The organism is Xanthomonas indica, from assembly GCF_040529045.1.
Lineage (GTDB): Bacteria > Pseudomonadota > Gammaproteobacteria > Xanthomonadales > Xanthomonadaceae > Xanthomonas_A > Xanthomonas_A indica.
The window spans coordinates 542,501-561,890 of the sequence record NZ_CP131914.1; the positions used below are offsets into that span (position 1 = coordinate 542,501).

At 71.4% G+C, this 19,390-nt stretch carries 13 protein-coding genes; 2 read left to right on the top strand and 11 right to left on the bottom strand.

The annotated features are described in order from the left end of the window. Nucleotides 1–682 precede the first annotated feature (682 nt). On the top strand, nucleotides 683–1,861 hold the full coding sequence (locus Q7W82_RS02345; RefSeq protein ID WP_242161453.1) for a benzoate/H(+) symporter BenE family transporter: 1,179 nt from the start codon (nucleotides 683–685) through the stop codon (nucleotides 1,859–1,861). A 21-nt stretch (nucleotides 1,862–1,882) separates the two neighbouring features. On the opposite strand, the gene bphP is transcribed toward Q7W82_RS02345, so the two are convergent. The 5 genes from bphP to Q7W82_RS02370 all read right to left on the bottom strand — a co-directional run bounded on the left by bphP (nucleotide 1,883) and on the right by Q7W82_RS02370 (nucleotide 9,399). Further along, nucleotides 1,883–3,787, bottom strand: coding sequence for a bacteriophytochrome BphP (bphP, locus tag Q7W82_RS02350; protein ID WP_242161455.1), 1,905 nt, complete (start codon nucleotides 3,785–3,787; stop codon nucleotides 1,883–1,885). Then, nucleotides 3,784–4,383, bottom strand: coding sequence for a biliverdin-producing heme oxygenase (locus Q7W82_RS02355; protein ID WP_242161457.1), 600 nt, complete (start codon nucleotides 4,381–4,383; stop codon nucleotides 3,784–3,786). Before Q7W82_RS02355 ends, bphP begins: the two co-directional genes overlap by 4 nt. Nucleotides 4,384–4,540: 157 nt before the next feature. Further along, nucleotides 4,541–5,791, bottom strand: a complete 1,251-nt coding sequence (locus Q7W82_RS02360) for a TCR/Tet family MFS transporter (protein ID WP_242161460.1) — start codon at nucleotides 5,789–5,791, stop codon at nucleotides 4,541–4,543. A 659-nt stretch (nucleotides 5,792–6,450) separates the two neighbouring features. Further along, nucleotides 6,451–8,736, bottom strand: coding sequence for a lytic murein transglycosylase (locus Q7W82_RS02365; RefSeq protein WP_242161462.1), 2,286 nt, complete (start codon nucleotides 8,734–8,736; stop codon nucleotides 6,451–6,453). A 270-nt stretch (nucleotides 8,737–9,006) separates the two neighbouring features. Beyond that, nucleotides 9,007–9,399 carry a YchJ family metal-binding protein gene (locus Q7W82_RS02370; RefSeq protein WP_242161464.1) on the bottom strand — a complete coding sequence of 131 codons (393 nt, stop codon included), beginning with the start codon at nucleotides 9,397–9,399 and terminating at the stop codon, nucleotides 9,007–9,009. A gap of 85 nt (nucleotides 9,400–9,484) precedes the next feature. On the opposite strand from Q7W82_RS02370, the gene Q7W82_RS02375 reads away from it, so the two are divergent. Continuing rightward, complete coding sequence (locus tag Q7W82_RS02375; RefSeq protein ID WP_242161508.1) at nucleotides 9,485–10,258, top strand: TSUP family transporter; 774 nt, start codon at nucleotides 9,485–9,487, stop codon at nucleotides 10,256–10,258. A gap of 98 nt (nucleotides 10,259–10,356) precedes the next feature. Here the strand turns inward: Q7W82_RS02375 and Q7W82_RS02380 are convergent, their stop codons facing one another. The 6 genes from Q7W82_RS02380 to Q7W82_RS02405 all read right to left on the bottom strand — a co-directional run bounded on the left by Q7W82_RS02380 (nucleotide 10,357) and on the right by Q7W82_RS02405 (nucleotide 19,210). Continuing rightward, nucleotides 10,357–14,181, bottom strand: coding sequence for an SbcC/MukB-like Walker B domain-containing protein (locus Q7W82_RS02380; RefSeq protein ID WP_242161466.1), 3,825 nt, complete (start codon nucleotides 14,179–14,181; stop codon nucleotides 10,357–10,359). Between the two features lie 95 nt (nucleotides 14,182–14,276). After that, on the bottom strand, nucleotides 14,277–14,963 hold the full coding sequence (locus Q7W82_RS02385) for a DUF4194 domain-containing protein (protein WP_242161468.1): 687 nt from the start codon (nucleotides 14,961–14,963) through the stop codon (nucleotides 14,277–14,279). Beyond that, entirely contained in the window at nucleotides 14,950–16,419 is a 1,470-nt protein-coding gene (locus Q7W82_RS02390) for a DUF3375 domain-containing protein (protein WP_209248007.1), read from the bottom strand. Before Q7W82_RS02390 ends, Q7W82_RS02385 begins: the two co-directional genes overlap by 14 nt. 32 nt (nucleotides 16,420–16,451) lie before the next feature. Continuing rightward, a complete protein-coding gene (folE, locus tag Q7W82_RS02395; protein ID WP_242161470.1) occupies nucleotides 16,452–17,051 on the bottom strand; it encodes a GTP cyclohydrolase I FolE in 600 nt (199 codons plus the stop codon). Nucleotides 17,052–17,218: 167 nt separating this feature from the next. Further along, nucleotides 17,219–18,568, bottom strand: a complete 1,350-nt coding sequence (locus Q7W82_RS02400) for an MFS transporter (protein WP_242161472.1) — start codon at nucleotides 18,566–18,568, stop codon at nucleotides 17,219–17,221. A gap of 96 nt (nucleotides 18,569–18,664) precedes the next feature. Then, the gene (locus Q7W82_RS02405; protein ID WP_242161474.1) at nucleotides 18,665–19,210 is read right to left on the bottom strand and encodes a YdeI/OmpD-associated family protein; all 546 of its coding nucleotides are present in this window, start codon (nucleotides 19,208–19,210) and stop codon (nucleotides 18,665–18,667) included. Nucleotides 19,211–19,390 lie beyond the last annotated feature (180 nt).

Here is a 19,390-nt window from a genome sequence, read left to right on the forward strand (position 1 = left end):
GAAGGCAAAAGCTTTGATATGCAGAGTTCAAACCAAGCTACGTATCGCTTGCAAAGCAATTGATTTGTTGCTCTTGATTCGAACGTCTGCAAGATGGACAGATCTTCCACCTGCAGGCGTCCTCACAAGTTACCTGCGCACACTGTCAAAGAACTTCGGGGCCGGCCTCAGCGCCTTTCCCTTTTTCGCCCCGACGTTTCCGTCCGAGTGAGCCGCCCATTATAGCGGACTTTTTGTTTCCGTCAACACCTCATTTCGAGGCGGTTGACGCTGGTTCGTCTTCAAACCCGAGGGCTTTTCGTCGAACCGAGCCGCCCATCATAGCGGCTTTTTTCTTGCCGTCAACACCTTTTTGATCAGGTGGTTGACGCTGCTTCTTCGTCCAAACCCGTAGGCTTTTCCTCGAAGCGAGCCGGCCATATTAGCCGACTTTTTCACGCTGTCAACACCCGATGTTCGCTAGGTGTTTCCGGCCCTGCCTGCCTCTGTCGCGCCGAAGCTCGGCAGTTGCGTAGCGGGCCGCGCAGTTTAATGGCGCTGGAAAAAAGGTCAACCGTTTTTTGGGGCGGCCTTGCGGCGCGCGTCCCTGCCGCTCTCTTCTCTCTAATTAGCGCCGACGCGGCGCGGCCGACCGCGGGCATTTGGCCGAGAATGCAGCCTGCTCTCCACGACGGAACTCCGCATGACGTCTGCTGCACGCTCGCTCTGGCGCGACGCTTCGCTGCCCGCACTGATCGCCGGCTTCGTCACCGTGCTGGTCGGCTTTACCAGTTCGGCGGCCATCGTGTTCCAGGCCGCGCGCAGCGTCGGCGCATCGCAGGCGCAGATCGCCTCGTGGATGTGGGCGCTGGGGCTCGGCATGGGCCTGACCTGCATCGGGCTGTCGCTGCGCTACCGGATGCCGGTGGTCACCGCCTGGTCCACGCCCGGTGCCGCGCTGCTGATCGGCAGCGGTGGCGGCCTGCCGCTGTCCGATGCGATCGGCGCCTTCGTGGTGGTGGCGGTGTTGTCCATGCTCGCCGGCTTCTCCGGACTGTTCGAACGTCTGCTGCGGCGCATTCCGCTGTCGCTGGCCTCGGCGATGCTCGCTGGGGTGCTGCTGCGCTTCGGCCTGGACGTGTTCGTGGCGATGCAGCACCAGCTCGGCATGGCGCTGGCGATGTTCGCCACCTACCTGCTCGGGCGCCGTGCCTTCCCACGCTATGCGGTGATCGCCACGCTGCTGGTCGGCATCGCAGTGGCCGCAGGCAACGGCGCGCTGCATCTGGAGGCGGCGCAGCTGCGCCTGGCGCAGCCGGTGCTGGTGTGGCCGACCCTGTCGTGGCAGGCGCTGTTCGGGATCGCGCTGCCGCTGTTCGTGGTGACGATGACCTCGCAGAACCTGCCCGGCGTGGCGGCGATCCGCGCCTCCGACTATGCGGTGCCGATCTCCCCGACCATCGGCTGGATCGGCGTGGTCAACACGGTGCTGGCGCCGTTCGGCGCCTACGGGCTGAACCTGGCCGCGATCACGGCGGCGATCTGCATGGGCCGCGAGGCGCAGGAAGATCCGCAGCGGCGCTACATGGCCGCGGTGTTCGCCGGGGTCTTCTATCTGCTGATCGGCGTGTTCGGCGCCACGGTGGCGGCACTGTTCGCCGCCTTTCCCAAGGAACTGGTGATGGCGATCGCCGGCATCGCGCTGTTCGGCACCATCGGCAACAGCCTGGCCTCGGCGTTGCGCGAGGAGCACGAGCGCGAGCCGGCGCTGATCGCGTTCCTGGTCACCGCCTCGGGCCTGTCGCTGTTCGGCATCGGCGCGGCGCTGTGGGGCCTGCTGGCCGGTGCGGCGACGCTGGCGCTGTGGCGGCGCACGCACTGAGCGTGCGCCGCGGGCGATGGCTCAACGCGGATCGCGCAGCTGCAGCAACCAGTGGCTGGACACGCCGGAGTGATCGGGCAGCGGTTCGAAGTCGAACTGGCGGTGCACGGCCGTGCTGCCGTCCACGCGCAGCGGCAGGGTGACGTAGGCCGCGCGCCCTTGCCGCAGCAGGGTGTCGATGCGCTGGGTCTCGGCCAGCACGGCATCGCTGGCGTACAGGCGCTCCAGGTCGCAGCCGATCAGGTCGGCGACCTCGCGCTCGTACAGCGCGGCGAAGGCCTCGTTGACGAAGGCCAGGCGGCTGGGCCGCGGGCCGTAGCCGCGCTCGACGATCGCCACCGGCTCGCGCAACCGCGACAGCGAGGCCTCCAGCAGCGCGAAATCCTGTTGGAAGCGCTTGCGCTCCATCAGCTCGATCAGCACCCGCAGGCTGCGCGCCGACTCCAGGCTGATCGGCGACCAGGGCTGCGCGCGGCCGCGCACGGTTTCCTGCCACAGCTCGAAGCTCTTGCGCGGCGACAGCCGCGAACCGGCGATGTCCTGCAGCTTGGCCAGCTGCGGATTGCCCGCCCAGTTGACCGTGCGTATCTGTTCGCGGCGGGTCCACAGCAAGGCGCTGCGCGCCTGCGGCATCAGCGGCACGAAGATGAAGCCGGCCGCCAGCGGGGCCAGATCGGCCAGCGCCGGAAAGGTCTGGCCGATCTGGTCCGAGTGCAGCGCGCCGACCGCGTCGTGGCGCAGCGCTTCGTGATGGGTGGACTCGATCTGTTCGCGGATCCGCGCCAGGTCCTCAGTCGCCGGCAGCATGCCGTGGCGGGTGACGTGGTCGCCGTGGAACATCGCCACACCGTCGGCATCGACCACGTCGAGCAGGTCCGAGGCCATTTCGTCGAGCATGGACGCGGTCAGCATCTCGGCGTCGTTGAAGTTGGTGATCAACTTCTCGCGCACGGTCAGCAGCACCGACTCGGTGCGTGCCCGCGCCACCGCGGTGATCGCGCCGATGCGCCCGGCCAGTGCGCGGCTCACCGCATCGGCCACATCGCGCATCTCGTGGTTGCAGAAGTACGGGCGGTAGTGGTGGCAGGCGATCAGCCCCCACAGCGCGTCGTTGACCACGATCGAGGCCACCAGGGTGGCGGTGACGCCCATGTTGGCCAGGTACTCCAGGTGCACCGGCGACACGCTGCGCAGGCTGACGTCGCTCAGGTCCACCGGTGCGCGCAGGCGCGGATGCAGCGTGGGCTGGATCGGCGACGGCACATAGCCGACGTTGGCGATCTGGCGTACGCGGTTGCGCAGGTACAGCGCGCGGGCCTGCGCCGGAATGTCGCTGGCCGGATAATGCAGGCCGAGATACGGCTCCAGCTCCGCCGCGCGCGCCTCGGCGACCACGTCGCCGTTCCAGTCGTCGTCGAAGCGATAGATCATCACCCGGTCGTAGCCGATCAGGCTGCGCAGGCTCTTGGCGGCGCGCTGGCAGGCGTCCTCGATACTCTGGTCGGTCTCCAGCCGGCGCAGCACCGGCAGCGCTTCGCGCAGGGTGGCGTCGGCCAGCGGCGCGTCGCGCGGCTCCAGTTCCAGCAGCCACTGCTCCGGATACAGATGCCAGGCGCCGACCCAGCGCTGCGCCGCGGCGGCCCCTTTGAGGCCGACTTCGACGTAGGCCAGGTCGCTGCGCTCGGCCGCGTCCGGCAGCAGCCGCGTGCGCGGATCCTCCAGCGTCAGCAGGGCGCTGTAGGGCTGTCCGAGCAGGTCGTCCAGCGGCCGGCCGAACAGGTCGGCGGCGCTGGCACTGGCCTGGACGATGCGGCCATCCCGCGGCTCGATCACCAGCAGCACGCCGTGCGGCTGCACCGAGCCGGGGATATGGATCGGTTCGCGTGCGCATGCGTCCATGTCCAGGGGCACGACGATGTCGCTCATGCGGCGATCTCCAGGGCGAAATGGGTATGGAAGTGCGCGAACATGGCGCGGGCGCCTTCGACCGCGGCCTGCTGCAGCGGCGCGGTCGGCAAGGCCCGCTCCAGGCGTTGCTGGAAGTGCCGCCAGGCGGCCGGATCGGCATGGCCGAGTTCGAAATAGGACAGCGCCGGCGCGGCCGCGGGCAGGGTCTGCCGCAGCTGCCGGGCGATCACCCGCCCGCCCAGGCGCGAGCCCTCGACCACGTACAGCATGCCCCAGCGCTGGGCCTCGGCCGACACCGGCGGCACCGGTTGCAGCGGCGGCGGCGATGCCTGCAAGGCCTGCAGGTCCTGCGCCAGCAGCGGCGCGCGCGGCTGGTACTGCCACTGCGCATCGCCGCAGTCGCGCAGCCAGGCCGCCTCGTGGCGCTCCCAGCCGGCCAGGGCCGCGTGATGGCGGCGCAGCACGTGCGCATAGGCGGACAGCGAGAGGGTGGCACCCAGCAAGGCGCGCATCGCCGGCAGGTCTTCGACGGCCTGGTGCTGCTGCGCGGTGGCGTCGCGCAGCAGGCGCGAGGCGGTCAACGGCAGGGCGGTTCCGTCGGGAGGGGACATCATGCAGGCGACTGGCACAGCAGCCGGCCGGCCGCGACGAAAGAGAGGGCACAGCGTAACAATCGCGGCCGCGCGGTGCCAGGCGAGGCCGCGCGGGCCACGCCGCCCGTGCGCACGCAAACTGAGCCGTTCATGCCGTCCGTGCCGCCTGCGCTGCACCTCAGCCGCCGGCCACCGTGGCGGCCGGCACCCGCGCGCGGCGCCAGGCCACGATCCAGCCGCCGCCCAGCAACAGCGCCGCCAGCAGCCAGGGCACCCCGGGGAAATGCAGCAGCGCGCGCGGGCCGATGAAGGCGGCGAATACCCACGCGTAGAGCAGCGGCCCGATCACCCCGGCCAGGCTGACCAGGCTCATCAGCGCGCCCTGGATGCGGCCCTGCGCATCGGCGCCGACGTGGCGGGTGACGATCGCCTGCGCCGCCGGCCCGGCCACCGCCCACAGCGCGCTGATCGGCACGCCGAGCAGGAACAGCGCGCCGCTGCCGGCCACGCTGTAGATGGCGAAGCCGATCACGCCGCAGCCCAGGCCGAACAGCAGCGCGCCGCGCTCGCCGAAGCGGCGCACCACCCGCGCCACCAGCACGGCGTTGACCACGATGCTGCACACGCCGACCAGCGCCAGCACCCAGCTGACCTGTTTCGGCCCCCAGCCGAAGCGGTAGTCGGCGAACAGCACGAAGATGCTCGGGTAGACGTAGTGCGCCAGGTTGGCCAGGAAGATCACCGCGGCCAGCGCGAACACCTGCGGATAGCGACGCAGCAGGCGCAGCGCGCCGAACGGATTGGCGTGCGCCCAGTCCACGCGTGCGGTGCGCCGTTCCGGCGCCAGCGATTCGGGCAGTACCCACAGGCCGTAGAGGAAGTTGAGCAGGGCCAGCCCGGCGGCGAACCAGAACGGCGCGCGCAGATGCAGGCTGCCGAGCCAGCCGCCCAGCAGCGGGCCGACCACGAAGCCCACGCCGAACGCCGCGCCGATGATGCCGTAGGCCTGGGCGCGCTTGTCGGCGGGGGTGATGTCGGCGATGTAGGCGTTGGCCGAGGTGAAGCTGGCCGAAAACACGCCGGAGACCATGCGCGCCAGCAGCAGCACCGGCAGGCTCTGCGCCAGCGCCATCACCATGAAGTCCACGCCCAGCCCCAGGCACGAGGCCAGGATCACCGGGCGCCGGCCGTAGCGGTCGGACAGGGCGCCCTGCAGCGGCGAACTGACGAATTGCAGCGCGGCGAACAGGAAGCCGAACCAGCCGACCCACCGGGCCGCGGCGGCGAAATCGCCGCCGGTGAAGTCGCGCACCAGCGTGGGCAGCACCGGGATGATGACGCCGAAGGACAGCACGTCGATCAGCAGAGTGACGAAGATGAAGGCGACCGCGGCACGGCGTGAGCGGACGGCGGGAGTCGGAGCGTGCACGGCAGGCCTCCTGGCAGACGCGGCAGTGTAATCGGCGCCCTGGGGGGGCGGGAGCGGGAGTGGACAGCGCGGCCTGCCTGCCACCTCGCGGTGGCTGGGCCGGGTGCGGTTGGCGCGATTCCGATCGCGAGCGGCGGAGATCGTCGCGTCGGGACTGAAGTCCCTCCCACAATGGGAGGCTGGCCGATCGCACGCCGGACTGAAGCACCTCTCGCATCACCGCGGAGGCAGAAGGTGGAAGGCGGACGCGACAGGTTCAGCCGCGGCCGCAGAGGCCATGGCGTTGGGACTGAACGGCACCTCCAATGACCTGCCTCCGGCGCCATCGAAGCCGGATACGGATTGCACGGCAGGAGCGGCTTCAGCCGCGACCGGGCTTTCCCGGGAACGCCCGTCGCGGCTGAAGCCGCTCCTACGGGACGCTTCCTGCGGTGATTGGGGTGCCATGACGTCTGCGCGCTGGCCCGATTGCATCGGCACCACGTCCGGCTACACCGAGCGACTCCCCTCTCCCGCCGGGAGAGGGGTCGGGGCTGAGGGTCCGGCGCAGCAGCGGCGCGACGCTTGCCAGCGAGGCGCACCGGCGCCGCGATCACGGCGGGGCCGTCACCAATGCCGACCGCCGGGTCGCGGCAGGCGGTGCCGCCGTCCGGCCGGGGTCACAACGCCACGACGGAAATCGTCTGCTGCAGCACATGCTGGGCGCCCGGCGCCAGGTCGATCACCTCGGGCCCGGCGTTGGCCGCTTCCAGGCACACGAACTGGCGCCAGTGCGGGCCGACGTCGGCCATCTTCTGCGCGCCGGCCTCGCCCGGGTTCCAGGCCACCAGGGTGCGGCTGCCGGTGGTGGCGATCTCGATGCGGCGCTGCAGGCCCGGATCCAGCAGGGTGTAGCGGCCGCCGGCGCCGGTGTAGATGCGGTCACTGCGGCCGGGGTCGCGCGGGTCCTGCAGGCTCCAGTCGCCGTGCTGGCGATGCGCGGTGGCGTAGTTCTCGAACTTGTCGAGGTAGTCCAGGCCGTCCAGGCCCTGCACCCGCACCTGGGTGGCGTCGGCGACGCGGAAGTAGTTGTGCAGCGCCTGGGTGAAGCGGGCGGGTGCGGTGCCGACGTTGTCGGTGACCAGGCGCTGCTCCAAGGTGGCGCCGATGCGCAGCTGCATGCGCAGGCGCAGCGGCAGGTCGTCGAAGTCGGGCGGCGCCAGGGTCAGGACCAGGCTGCCGTCGGCCTCGCGCCGCGCGTCTTGCAATTGCCAGGGCATGGTGCGCACGAAGCCGTGTGCGGGCACGGCATCGCTCTGGCCCTGACGGCCGAAGTACGGCCAGCACACCGGGGTGCCGCCGCGGATCGGGGTCGGCGTGGGCTGCGCGCTCGGCGACAGCCACAGCGCGTCGGTGCCGCCCTTGGGCACGAACGACAGCACCTGGCCGCCGAACAGGCTGATGGCGGCGGTGGACTGCGGGGTCTCCACCAGCAGCGAGGGGTAGCCGTGGAAGTCGCCTGTGCTCAGGCCGGGGACGTCGGACATGGGATGGATGCTCCGTGGCGCGGGGGATTGGGCAAAGGCCGGGTAGGCGGCCGGCAGCCGGAATGCGGTGGGCGGTTTGCCGCCGAACGGCGTAGGGGTCGGAGGAGATGCCGGCGTCGGTGCGGGTGCGGGTGCGGGTGACGCCGCCGGCGCAGGCGGCGTCGGCGCGGCCGGTGGCGGCACGGGGGCCGCGGGCGCGCCGCCGGCCTCACGGCGCAGCGCGTCGAGGATGCGTTGCCCGGCGCGGCCGTCCGCCGGCTGCAGGCCCAGGCGCTGCTGCTCGGCCTGGATCGCGCGGCGGGTGGCGGTGCCGATGGCGCCGTCGGCCTGGCCGATGGCGTGGCCGCGCGCCAGCAGCAAGGTTTGCAGTTCGCGCCGCTCCGGTCGGCCCAGGCCGGGGTCGTCGGTCGGCCAGGCCGCGACCAACCCGGGCTTGCCGCGCAGCCGGTCGGACAGCAGCGCGATCGCCAAGGCATAGCTTTCGGCGGCGTTGTAGGCGTAGATCGCGTCGTAGTTGCGGAACACCAGGAACGCCGGGCCGTGCACGCCGGCCGGGATCAGCACCGCCGCCGGGGTCTGCGCCGCCAGCGCCGGCAGCGCACTGCCATCGGCGGCGGTGAGGCCGCGCGCGCGCCAGTCCGAGAGTGGCCGGCGCTGGGTGCGCCCGGCCAACGCCGGGTCGAAGCCGTCCGGCAGCTTCACTTCCAGCCCCCACGGCTGGCCGCTCTGCCAGCCGGCCAGCTTGAGGTAATTGGCGGTGGAGGCCAGGGCATCGGGAATGCTGGCGACCAGGTCGCGGCGGCCGTCGCCATCGCCGTCCACGGCGACGCGGGCGTAGGTGCTGGGCATGAACTGGGTATGGCCGAAGGCGCCGGCCCAGGACCCGGTCAGGCCCTCGGGGCGCAGGTCGCCGGCCTGCAGCAGCTTCAGCAGCGCGAACAGTTCGCTGCGGAAGAACGGCTGGCGGCGGCCTTCGCAGGACAGGGTCAGCAGCGACACCAGCAGCGGGCGCTTGCCGGAGATGCGGCCGTAGTCGCTCTCCACGCCCCACACCGCGACCACCGTCTCCGGGTCCACGCCGTATTGTTGCGCCACCTGCGCGAGCAGGTCGCGGTGTGCGGCGAGCATGGCGCGGCCGTCGTCGATGCGCTGGCTGTCGACCAGGCCGGCCAGGTAGTCCCAGATCGGCGTGGTGAATTCGGGCTGGGCATCGAGCACCGGCAGCACGCTCGGATCCGGCTGCAACCCGGCGGTGAAGCGATCGAAGGACGCCTCGGCGACGCCCGCCTTCGCCGCGGCCGTGCGCAGGCCGGCCACGCAGGTGGCGAAGGCCGGATCGGGCGCGGACGGCGCCGCTGCGGGCGGGGTCTGCGCGAGCGCGCAGGGCGCCGCCAGCAGCAGGATCCAGGCCAAACGCATCATCGCAACATCCTCGCCAACGGCAGGGCCGACATCATAAACAACCGCCGCGTGTGCACTCCGCTCACGCGGTGCTGGCGGCACGCGGCCGGCAAGGTGTTCCGAGTGTGGCTACGCCGGCAGATCGCGCGACATTCCGCCGCGGCCGGGAGATGCGCGGCGCTCGGATGCTGCGGCAGGCTGTTCGGAACGACGAGGAGCAGCGCGCCCGTCCTCGCCAACGAACGGTGGTGTGCGGGCCTGCGCATCACCGGCGCGACGGGCGCCGCTTCAGTCCAGCGCGTCGAGGTAATACCAGCGGCCGTCCTCGCGCACGAAACGGCTGTGCTCGGTCATGCGCACGGCGCTGCCGCCGCCGATGCGATAGCGCGCCAGGAACGCGACCTCGGCACTGTCGGCGCCGGTCTGCAGCACCCGCTGCACGGTGAGGCCAAGCCAGACCGTGCGCGGGTCGATCTCCACCTGCGGCGGGCAGGTCGACGGATGCCAGCTCGCGCGCAGGTAATCGGCGTCGCAGCGCACGTAGGCGCTGTAGCGCGACCGCATCAAGGATTCGGCATCCGGCGCAGGGGCGCCGGCGTGGTACGGCCCACAGCACTGCGCGTAGTCGCGCGGACGGCCGCAGGGGCAGGGATCGGCAAGGCGTGGAGCGGACGGCGACATGTGCCGATTGTGCCGACTACCACGCCGCTGCGCACGCCCCGGCCGACGGCGGCTATGCTTGCGGCCCCTTGCGTGGAGCGCCGGCGTGCTGGAGTCGATCCCCACCGAATTGCCATGGCTGCTGTGCATCGCCTTCGTCGCCGGGCTGGTGGACGCGGCGGTGGGCGGCGGCGGCCTGATCCAGTTGCCCGGGCTGTTCGCGACCTTGCCGCAACAGGCACCGGCAGTGGTGCTGGGCACCAACAAGTTCAGCGCCATGGCCGGCACCGGCACCGCCGCCTGGCGCTACGCGCGCCACGTGCGCCTGCCCTGGCGGCCGGTGCTGTACGCGACCGCGACCGCGTTCGTGTTTTCCTTCCTCGGCGCCACCGCGGTGAGCCTGCTGCCGAAACAGGCGGTGCGCCCGCTGATCCTGGTGCTGCTGATCGCGATGCTGGGCTATACCCTGGTCAAGAAGGACTTCGGCGCGCTGCACCGGCCGCGCCACATCGGCCGCCGCGAACTGGCGATCGCGCTGGCGATCGGCGCGGCGATCGGCTTCTACGACGGCTTCTTCGGCCCGGGCACCGGCAGCTTCCTGATCTTCCTGTTCATCCGCTTCTTCGGCCTGGATTTCCTGCGCGCCTCGGCCGCCTCGAAAGTGGTGAACCTGGCCACCAACCTGGCGGCGCTGTGCTTCTTCGTGCCCAGCGGCAAGATCCTGCTGGCCGCGGCGGTGCCGATGGCCGCGGCCAACGTGGCCGGCGCGGTGACCGGCACGCGGCTGGCGCTGCGCGGCGGCACGCCGCTGATCCGGCAGTTGTTCCTGGTGCTGGTGGTGGTGCTGATCGCCAAGATGGGCTGGGACCTGCTGCACTGAGCGCAGTGCCCGGCGCCGGGACGCCGCATCCCTGCCCTCCCGGGCGATGCTGGCGCGCGCACGCGCCCGCGGGCGTGCCCCCAAGCCGCCAGCGTCGCTCAGCGACTGCGGCGTTTGGCGGTCGCCGAAGGCGCCTTGAGTGCCGCCGCCTTGGTCGGTTTCGCAGGTTTGCTGGCTGCGGCGGCTTGCGCGGTCTTCGCCGACGCCGACCGTGCGGCCGGCCCGGTTGCCTTGGACGGACGTGTTGCGGCCGCGGCGGACTGGCGTGACGCCTTCGCCGAAGGGGCCTTGGCCGCAGGCGTCGCGGCAGCCGTGCGGGCGCGTTTGCCGGGTGCCGCGGGCGACGCCTTGCGCGTGGTCGACTTCGCGCCGTTGCCGCGGCCATCGCGCGCCTTGCCAGAGGCACGCGCCGGCGCGACACCGGTGTCTGCAACAGCGCCTGCGCCGGCCTCCGCGGTGGTGGTCGCTGCGTCCGCGGCAGGCGGTGGCAGAGCGGCGCTAGCCTGGTCCACCGCCGCGCCGGATTCCACCGCAGGCGTCGCCGCCTCGTTGCGGCTGCGCTCGGGCAGCTTCAACCGGTGCGCCTGCTCGTCGTATTCGATCAACAGCACGCCGGAGTTGTGGCGGCCGCTGATCTCGACGAAGCAGGCGCCGCCGATGAAGGGCTCCAGCGTCATCACCGATTTCAGCGGCGTGGCCACCACCATCTGGAAACCGAAGTTCTCGAAGATGTTCATCGCCAGCGCGGTGAACTCGTTGTCGGCCTTGTCGAAGGCCTCGTCCAGCACCACCGCGGCGTAGCGCGGCAGTTCGCCGTCCTCGCCGCCGAGCTGGTAGCGCAATGCCGCGGCCAGGCAGGTGGTGGCCAGCTTCTGGCGCTGGCCGCCGGACTTGCCGGCGCCGCTGCGGTAGATCTCCACCTGTGCGCGGCTGTCCGCGTCCAGTTCCACGCCGACGAATTCCACGTGCTGGCGCACGTCCAGCACCTGCTCGCGCCAGCGCCGCAGTTCCGGTTCTTGCGCGCCGAGCCGCTGCACCAGCCCGCGCAGGGTGGCGAACTGCGCCTCGGCCAGCGCCCGGTCCTCGGTCTGCTGATGGCCGAGCACGGCGCGCAACTGCTGCTGGAACTCCTGCACCTCGAGCAGGCGCCGGTCGCTGACTTCGATGGTCAGCAAGGTGCCGCGGTTGAACGGCACCTGTTCCAGGCTGGCGTTGACCTCGTCCATGCGCTGCTTGATCGCCTTGTGCGCTTCGGCGGTGTAGCGCTGCAGCGCCAGCAGGTTGTTCTTGCTCTGGGTCTGCAGCAGGTCGAAGAAGCGGCCTTCGTGGCGCGGCAGGCCGTCGCTCTCCAGCCGCTGCAGGCGCGCCAGGAAGTCGTCGGCGCTGGCCAGGCTCACGGTGAAATCGCCGCTGTCCTCCGGCCACTGCTGGCAGTAGCGACGGAAGCAGTCCAGCACCTGCTGGCTCAGCCGCGCGTCCTGCGCCTGGCTCTGCGCCAACTGTTCGCCGAGGCCGCGCTCGACGCTGCGCAGATGCGCCTCCAGGTTATCCAGGCTCAGCGGCGGCAGCGCTGCCAGGCGCGCGTCCAGCCCCGCCACCTGCGCCGGGCCGATCACCGCGGTGGCCACGCGCGCGGCGCAGGTCTCGCGCTGCGCTTCCAGGCGCGCGCGCTCGCGGCTCAGCTGCGCGCGCTCCAGGCGCACGTCCTCGTAGGTGCGGCGGGCCTGGTCGCGGCGTGCGCGGACGGTGGCGATCTGCTCGCCCAGCGCACGCAGCGCGGTGTCGCCTTCGCGCAGTTGCAGCAGTTGCTCGGCGATGTCGCTCAGGCGCTGCAGCTTGGGCGCTACGTCGATCTCGTCCCACTCGCGCTCGGCCAGGGTATGCGCGGCCAGTTGCCGGCCCTGGTCCTGCTCGCGCTGCTTGCGCAGGGCGGCGACGTCGGCATCGCAGGCAGCGATGCGCTGCGCCAGGGTCTGCCCCTCGCGCTCGAAGACCTTGAGCTTGTCGCGGTTGTCGTAGCCGAGCAGCCAGCGCTTGCGGTCGCCGACGGCGTGGCGGTCGTCCTTCTCGTAGCGGTCGCCCGGGTGCTTGACCTGGCCCTCGCGGGTGATCGCACGCTCGGCATCGCGCAATTGCGCCACGTTATCGACGCAGGTGTAGTCGAAACGCCGCGCCAGCTCCTGGCGCAGCCACGGCGCATAGGCGTGGTCGCGCAACTCCAGCTTGCGCAGCAGCGACTTGGCGTCGGGCGCGCGCTGCTGCAGCGGCGCATTGTGGCGTACGCGGAAGTACACCAGGCGGGTGCCGAGCTGGGTCTTGTTGACCCAGTCGGCGACGCTGGCGTAGTGGCGTTCGTCGACCAGCAGCGATTGGGCGAAGCCGTGCAGCACGCGCTCGATCGCGCCGCGCCAGGCGGCCTGGTCGGCCTCCACCTGCACCAACTCGCCGACGAACGGCAGTGCAGCTTCGGACAGGCCGGTCTCGGCGCACAGCCGCGCGCGCAGGGCCTGCATCGGCGCGGGAATGCTCGAGGGCGCCTTCAGCAGTGCCTCGATCTCGGTGCGGATGACCGCGAAGCGGCGTTCGTCCTCGCGGCGCTCGGCCATGCGCTCGGCGATCGCCTCGTCCAGGCTGCTGGCCTCGCCGGCGACGCCGTCGCGCAGCGCGCGCGCCTGCGCCACCTGCTCGGCGAAACCGCTGGCGCTGCCGGCCAGGCCCATGCCGAGCTGGCGGCAGGCCTGTTCGACCTGGCTGCGGCGGCGCATGCGCTCGTCGCGCTCGCGCTCGACGCGGCCGCGTTCGCGCTCCAGCGCCTCGACCTGTTCGCCGCCCTGCGCGCGCTGCTGGGTCTCCAGCTCGGCCAGGGTCTGTTCGTGGTTGTCCAGGGCCTCGCGGCGCTGTCCTTCCTCGCCGGCCAGGCCGCGATCCTGGGTGTCCAGTTCCTGCAGGCGCGCATCCAGCAGGGCCAGGCGGCGCTGCTCGCGGTAGCCATCGATGCCCAGCTGCAGTTCGCGCAGCTCGCCGACGCTGTGGCGCAGCGCCAGCAGTTCGGCGTGGTAGTCGCGCGCCGGGGTCAGGGTTTCCACCTGGCGCCGCGCGGTCACCACCGCATGGTGCGCGCCATCGAGTTCGGCGAAGTCCTCGACCAGGCGGTCGGCCGCCTCGAAGGTGCGCGGCTCATCGAGCATGAAGCTGCGCAGGAAGGCGTTGAGGTCGCCCAGGTTCTTCGCCGACTGGGTCTTGTGCAGCAGCCGCAGCGCCATCTCGTTGCCGATGCCGAGCAGGTGGCGGAAGCGCTCGGCATAGCCGGCGAAGCTGTCGAAGTGGTGCACGTCCTCGCCCAGGCGCAGCTTGAGCCGGCGCAGGTCCAGGTCGAAGCCGTCCAGCTCGGCGGCCACGTCGAAGCCGCGCGGCACCACCATGTAGTGCTTGCGCACGTCGGCCGCGGCGGTGCCGCTGCCGGCGATCCAGAACAGCCGCACCAGGCTCACCGCCTGGCCCTGCGCGTTGCGGTACTCCAGCGCCAGCGCCGACCAGGTCGCGCCCTTGCGCAGGTACTGGGTGGCGATCTCGCCGGAGGCGCTGTCCTGCTGGTCGGCCCAGGCGCCGCGCACGTAGGACACCAGGCTGCGGTCGCGGCCGCTGCGCTCGGCCTCGCGCGCGGCGGCGTTGAAGTCGACGATGCTCGGCGGCGTCAGCAGCGCCGACATCGCATCGAGCAGGGTCGACTTGCCCGAACCCGAGCGGCCGACGAACAGGAAGCCCTTCTCGGCGATCGGCACGTCGGTCAGGCCGTTGAAGGTGCCCCAGTTGTGCACCTGCAGGCGGCGCATGCGGTACTGCTGCGCGCGCTGCTCGGCCAGGGTCTCGGCGAACAGGGACGGGGCGACGGGGACGGTGGACGATTCGGACAGGGACGTCATCGGGAACTCATCGAAAAACGGGGATGGCCGCCACGCGGCCGGCGCACTTGGCCAGTGGCGGCGCTAGGCGCGGGCGACGCGCGGGCGCAGACCGGTCATGGCGCCGGCTCGGCCGCGCCGTCGCGCAGGCCGCGGTAGGCCGCCGCCAGCGCCTGCACGTCCTCGGCCGAGAACAGCAGCTTCAATGCCGGCGAGACCTCGTAGCGATCCTCGCTGCCGCGCAGCTTGGACAGCAGGTGGTTGTCGCGCATCTTGGCGATCGCCGCCAGCACCCGCCGGGCGAAGCCGGCGCGGTCGGTGGACACGTTCTTCTCGTACACCGACAGCACTTCCAGCAGCTGCGCCTCGTCGACCACCGCGCGCTCGCCGCGGGTGTCGGCCTCGGCCAGTTGCTGGCGCAGGAACAGCAGCAGCACCGACTCGATGAAGGTCAGTGGCGCGGTACGCAACAGCGCCGGGGTCTCCAGTTCGCCGGTGTCGGCCTGGCGCGCGAACGCCACGCCGCCGTCGCGGTCCAGCACCAGTTCCAGGAACAGCTCGCTCAGCACGCGGCGGATCGCCGCCTCGTGGCGCAGCAGCGCCGGCCACAGCGGGCCGTGCCGGTAGGCATCGACGCTGGGGCCGGACAACAGTTGGCACAGCGCGCGCCGCGCCTCCAGCGGCAGGCTGCCGCTGTCGCCGGCGAACAGCGCGGTGCCGGCCTCGGCCGACGCCGTCGATGCGGCCGTGGCGGCATCGCCGGGATCGGCGTCGTGGCCGTGGAATTCGTCAGACCAGCTCATTGCGTTTTTCCTTGGTGAACCACACCAGCGGGATGCGCGCGCGCCGGACCTGGCCGTCGCCGCCTTCCCATTGCACCGCTTCCCATTCGCCGTCGACGACCACGCCGTGGCGGGTGCCCAGCGCCAGGTAGCCGATCACGCTGCCCAGGCCCTGCGCCGCCGGGCGCTGCCGCAGCGCCTCGCCGATGCTCAGTTGCGGCTGCCGGCCGAGCAGGTCGTGCAGGTCGTTGCGCAGGCCGCGCAGGTCGATCTCCGACTGCGCCACCAGGTCGCCGACGCTGTCCAGCGAGATCGTCGCCGCCTCGGCCGCCTGCACCCGCCCGTCCACCTGCTGGCTGCGCGGGTCGTGCAGGCGCCACTGCGACAGCGAGCGCAGCCGCGCACTGCTCAGCGGCAGCACGTAGCCGGTGGCGGCGGTGGCGTGCAGGTGGTCGCGCAACTGCAGCGCTTCGCCCTGGGCCTGCTTCAGCAACTGGTTGAGCCGGCGCTGTTCCAGGTAGCCGCGGCTCTGCACGAACCCGCGCAGGCTGCGCGCGAAATGCTGCATCACCTCGTGCACCTGGCCGCCGCGTTCGAGCAGCGTGCCGGTGAGCCCGCGCAGGAAGGCACGCTCGTGGCGGTCCAGGCGGCGGGCGAAGCCGCGCGCCAGCAACGCCTCCAGCGCCGCGTCCAGCTGCACGCTCTGCTCGGCATCGTTGAGCAGGCTCCAGAACGCCTGGAAGCTGCGCCCGGCCTCGCTCTCGCCGATCACGTCGATGCCGGCGAACAGCTTCTCCAGCACGTCGCCGCGCGCGCCCTCGTCGTCGATGATGCGCTCGCGGAACTCGCGGTTGAGCCGCTCGAAATCGTCGCGGACGCGGCGGAAGTCCTCGGTCAGGTCGTCGGACAGGCGGATGATGTCGCGGGTGCGCTCCAGCGCGCGCTTGCCGTCCAGCGCGGCCAGCTTGCCCGCGGCCACGCGCTCGATCTCCGCATCCAGGCGCTCGCGCTCGGCGCGCAGCGCGGCCAGGCGCGCGTCCGGATCGGTCTCGGTCTGCCCGGCCAGTTGCACCAGCTGCTGGATCACCAGCGACAGCCGGCTTTCGGTGGCCACGCTGGCGCTGTCGCGCACGCCGGCGATGAAGCGGATCGCCTGCGCCGCCTGCCGCGACAGTTCGTACTCTTCCTGCGCATCGCCCTCGGGCAGGCGCCGTTCCAGCCAGCCCTGCGCCAGCCAGTGCGCCACGTAGGCCTGGGCGGTGCGCGGCAGTTCGCGCGAGAGCTGGTCGTCCTTCAGCGCATCGAGCTGGCGCTGCAGGCGTTCGTGCAGCACATCGGCCGGCAGCCGCCGCTGGGCGTCGCCCAGCAGGGTCTGCAGCAGGCCGATCAGCTCCGGTGCATGGTCGGCAGCGAGCAGCTTCCACAACGGCTGTTCGCGCAACTGGCGATAGCCGGCGATCCGGACATGCGGCTTCATGCAGGAACCCACCGCCACCGCATCGGCAAGACTCAGCGCGCCCGCTCGATGAAGCGCAGGAACTCGGCGCGGGTGCGCGCGTCCTCGCGGAAGGTGCCGAGCATCTTCGAGGTGACCATGCTGACGCCGCGCTTGTGGATGCCGCGGGTGGTCATGCACTCGTGCGCGCCTTCCACCACCACGCCCACGCCCAGCGGCTGCAGCACGTCCTGGATACACTGGGCGATCTGCGCGGTCATCTTCTCCTGCACCTGGAAGCGCCGCGCATAGGCCTCGACCACGCGCGCCAGCTTGCTGATGCCCACCACCTTGCCGCGCGGCAGGTAGCCGACGTGGACCTTGCCGATGATCGGCGCCATGTGGTGTTCGCAGTGGCTTTCGTACTCGATGTCGCGCAGCACGATCAATTCGTCGTAGCCGGCCACTTCCTCGAAGGTGCGCAGCAGGTACTCGCGCGGGTCGGCGCGGTAGCCGCTGAACCAGTCGCCGTAGGCCTCGGCTACGCGCCGCGGGGTATCCAGCAGGCCTTCGCGGCTGGGGTCCTCGCCGGCCCAGCGCAGCAGGGTGCGCACCGCGTCTTCGGCCTGCGCCTGGGTAACCGGGGGAGTGGAGCTGTTGTCTGAATCGGCCATGGGGGAACGCCCGTGAGGGGGCTGCATGGTACCCGAGTCGCCTGGCAGCCGCCGCATGGCGGCGCCCGCGCGGCGGGGCGACCGGGGCGACACGGGGTCCGCCGTTCAGCGTCCGCCTGTGCCGCGCCCGGGCGGCGCCTGCACCGCCCGGGGCGCCACCGTGCCGGTCAGCGCCGGCGCGCGTGCATCTCGCCCTCGTGGTCCAGCCAGTTGCTGCCTTTGTTGGTCAGGAAGAACACGTACACCAGCAGCGACACCGCGATCACCGCCGTGGCGTACCAGACAAAGGTGGTGACGTGGCCGGTCTTCAACGAGGCCTGGTACAGCAGCGGCGCGGTGCCGCCGAAGGCCGAATTGGCCAGCGCATAGCCCAGGCCCACGCCCAGCGCGCGGATGTGGGTGGGGAACAGCTCGGCCTTCACCACCGCATTGATCGAGGTGTAGCCGGTGAGGATGACGAAGCCGGCGGTGAGGATCGCGAACGCGCTCAGCCAGTCGCTCTGCCTGGGCAGTTCCAGCACCAGGAACCAGGTGTAGAGCACGCCGCCGATGCCGAAGAACACCAGCAGGGTCTTGCGCCCGATGATGTCCGACAGCCAGCCGCCCACCGGCTGCATCAGCATCAGCACGATCAGCGCGACCAGGTTGATGATGGTGCCGGCCATCACGTCGTCGCCGGCGAAGGCGGTCTGGATCATCTTCGGCCCGGTCACCGAGTAGGTGTAGAAGGCCACGGTGCCGCCGGCGGTGATCAGGAAGCACAGCAGCAGCGGGCGCCACTGGTGCACGAACAGCTCGCGCAGCGAGCCGGAGGACGTGTCCTTGCCCTGCTTGGCCGCGGCGATGGATTCGGAGGTCAGCGACTCGTCCATCGTGCGCCGCAGCCAGAACACCACCAGCGCGCCGACGCCGCCCAGGCCGAAGGCCACGCGCCAGCCCCACTCGGAAATCTGCCCCTTGTCGAAGAAGTGCAGCATCCCGAACAGCACCGCCTGCGCCAGCACGTGGCCGCCGACCAGGGTCACGTAGTGGAAGGAGGACAGGAAGCCGCGCCGCCCCGGGATCGCCGCCTCGGACATGTAGGTGGCGCTGGTGCCGTACTCGCCGCCGGTGGCGAAGCCCTGCAGCAGGCGCGCCAGCAGCAGCAGCACCGCCGCGGCGCCGCCGATACTGGCCACGGTGGGCGTCACCGCGATCAGGAACGAACAGGCCGCCATCACCGACACCGACACCGTCAGCGCCAGGCGGCGGCCGTAACGGTCGGCGAAGCGGCCGAAGTACCAGGCGCCGATCGGGCGCATCAGGAAGGTCACCGCGAAGATCGCCCACACGTACAACGTGGCGTTCTTGTCCTCCTTGGAGAAGAACTGCGACTCGAAGTAGGTGGCGAACACCGAGTAGACGTAGACGTCGTACCACTCCACCAGGTTGCCGGCCGAGCCCTTGAGCGTGTTGGACACCGAGCGGCGCAGGCTGCCCGGTGCGGCGGCGGCGGACGAAGAGGTGGATGCACTCATGCGGTGGGCCTCATGGATGGAGGGCACGGAGTATAGGCAGGCGCTTGCGAGGATCCTGTCGCGACGGCGGCCACGCCAGGCGTGCGCGCCATGCCCTCATTGCGCCTGTGGCGCGGCGAAGGCCTTGCTGTACATGCCCGACCGATCGAAGCAGCAGACCCGCCGCTTGCCCGCGGCGAGCATGTCGCAGCTGCTGGCGATGCGCCTGGCCCGCGTCGGCGCCTGCTTGCCCGTGCCGATCCAGAAGATCCAGTCGCGCCGCGCTACCGCGGTCAGCGTGTCCCAGGCCGCGCGCGCCGGCGGATGCGCGGCCAGCGCGCGCGCCAGGTCCTCGGGCACGGCCGGTTCCGGTTCCACCGCTACCGGCGCGATCGCCAGCGTTACCGTGGCGCCGGGGTCCACGCCCGCGGCCGCGCGCAAGGCCGGCTCCACGCGCAACCAGTGGCCGCCGTGGCCGTCCGGCTGCAGCGTGGCCTGGAACGGATGCCCGGCGAACAGGCCCTCCACGCTGGCCAGGCCGCGCGTCGGCAGGGCGGCGCTGGCCGCCGCGGGCAACAGCAGGAAACACCAGGGCGCATCCGGCGGCACCGCCGGACGCAGCAAGGTCGCCTGGAAGCGGATCGGGTCGGCGGCACCGGTCATGCGCGGACCATAGCACCGGGCAAGGGCCGGGCCATGCTGCACTGCGCGCGGCGGTGTGGCGGCGCGATCCGCGCCGAGCCGATCGCCGCCACGCCGCATCCTGCCTGACGTGGTCAGGGCCAACGCCGCGACAGGCACCTACCGCGTCACGTTCCCCGCCCGCGCCGCCGGCGCCATGGC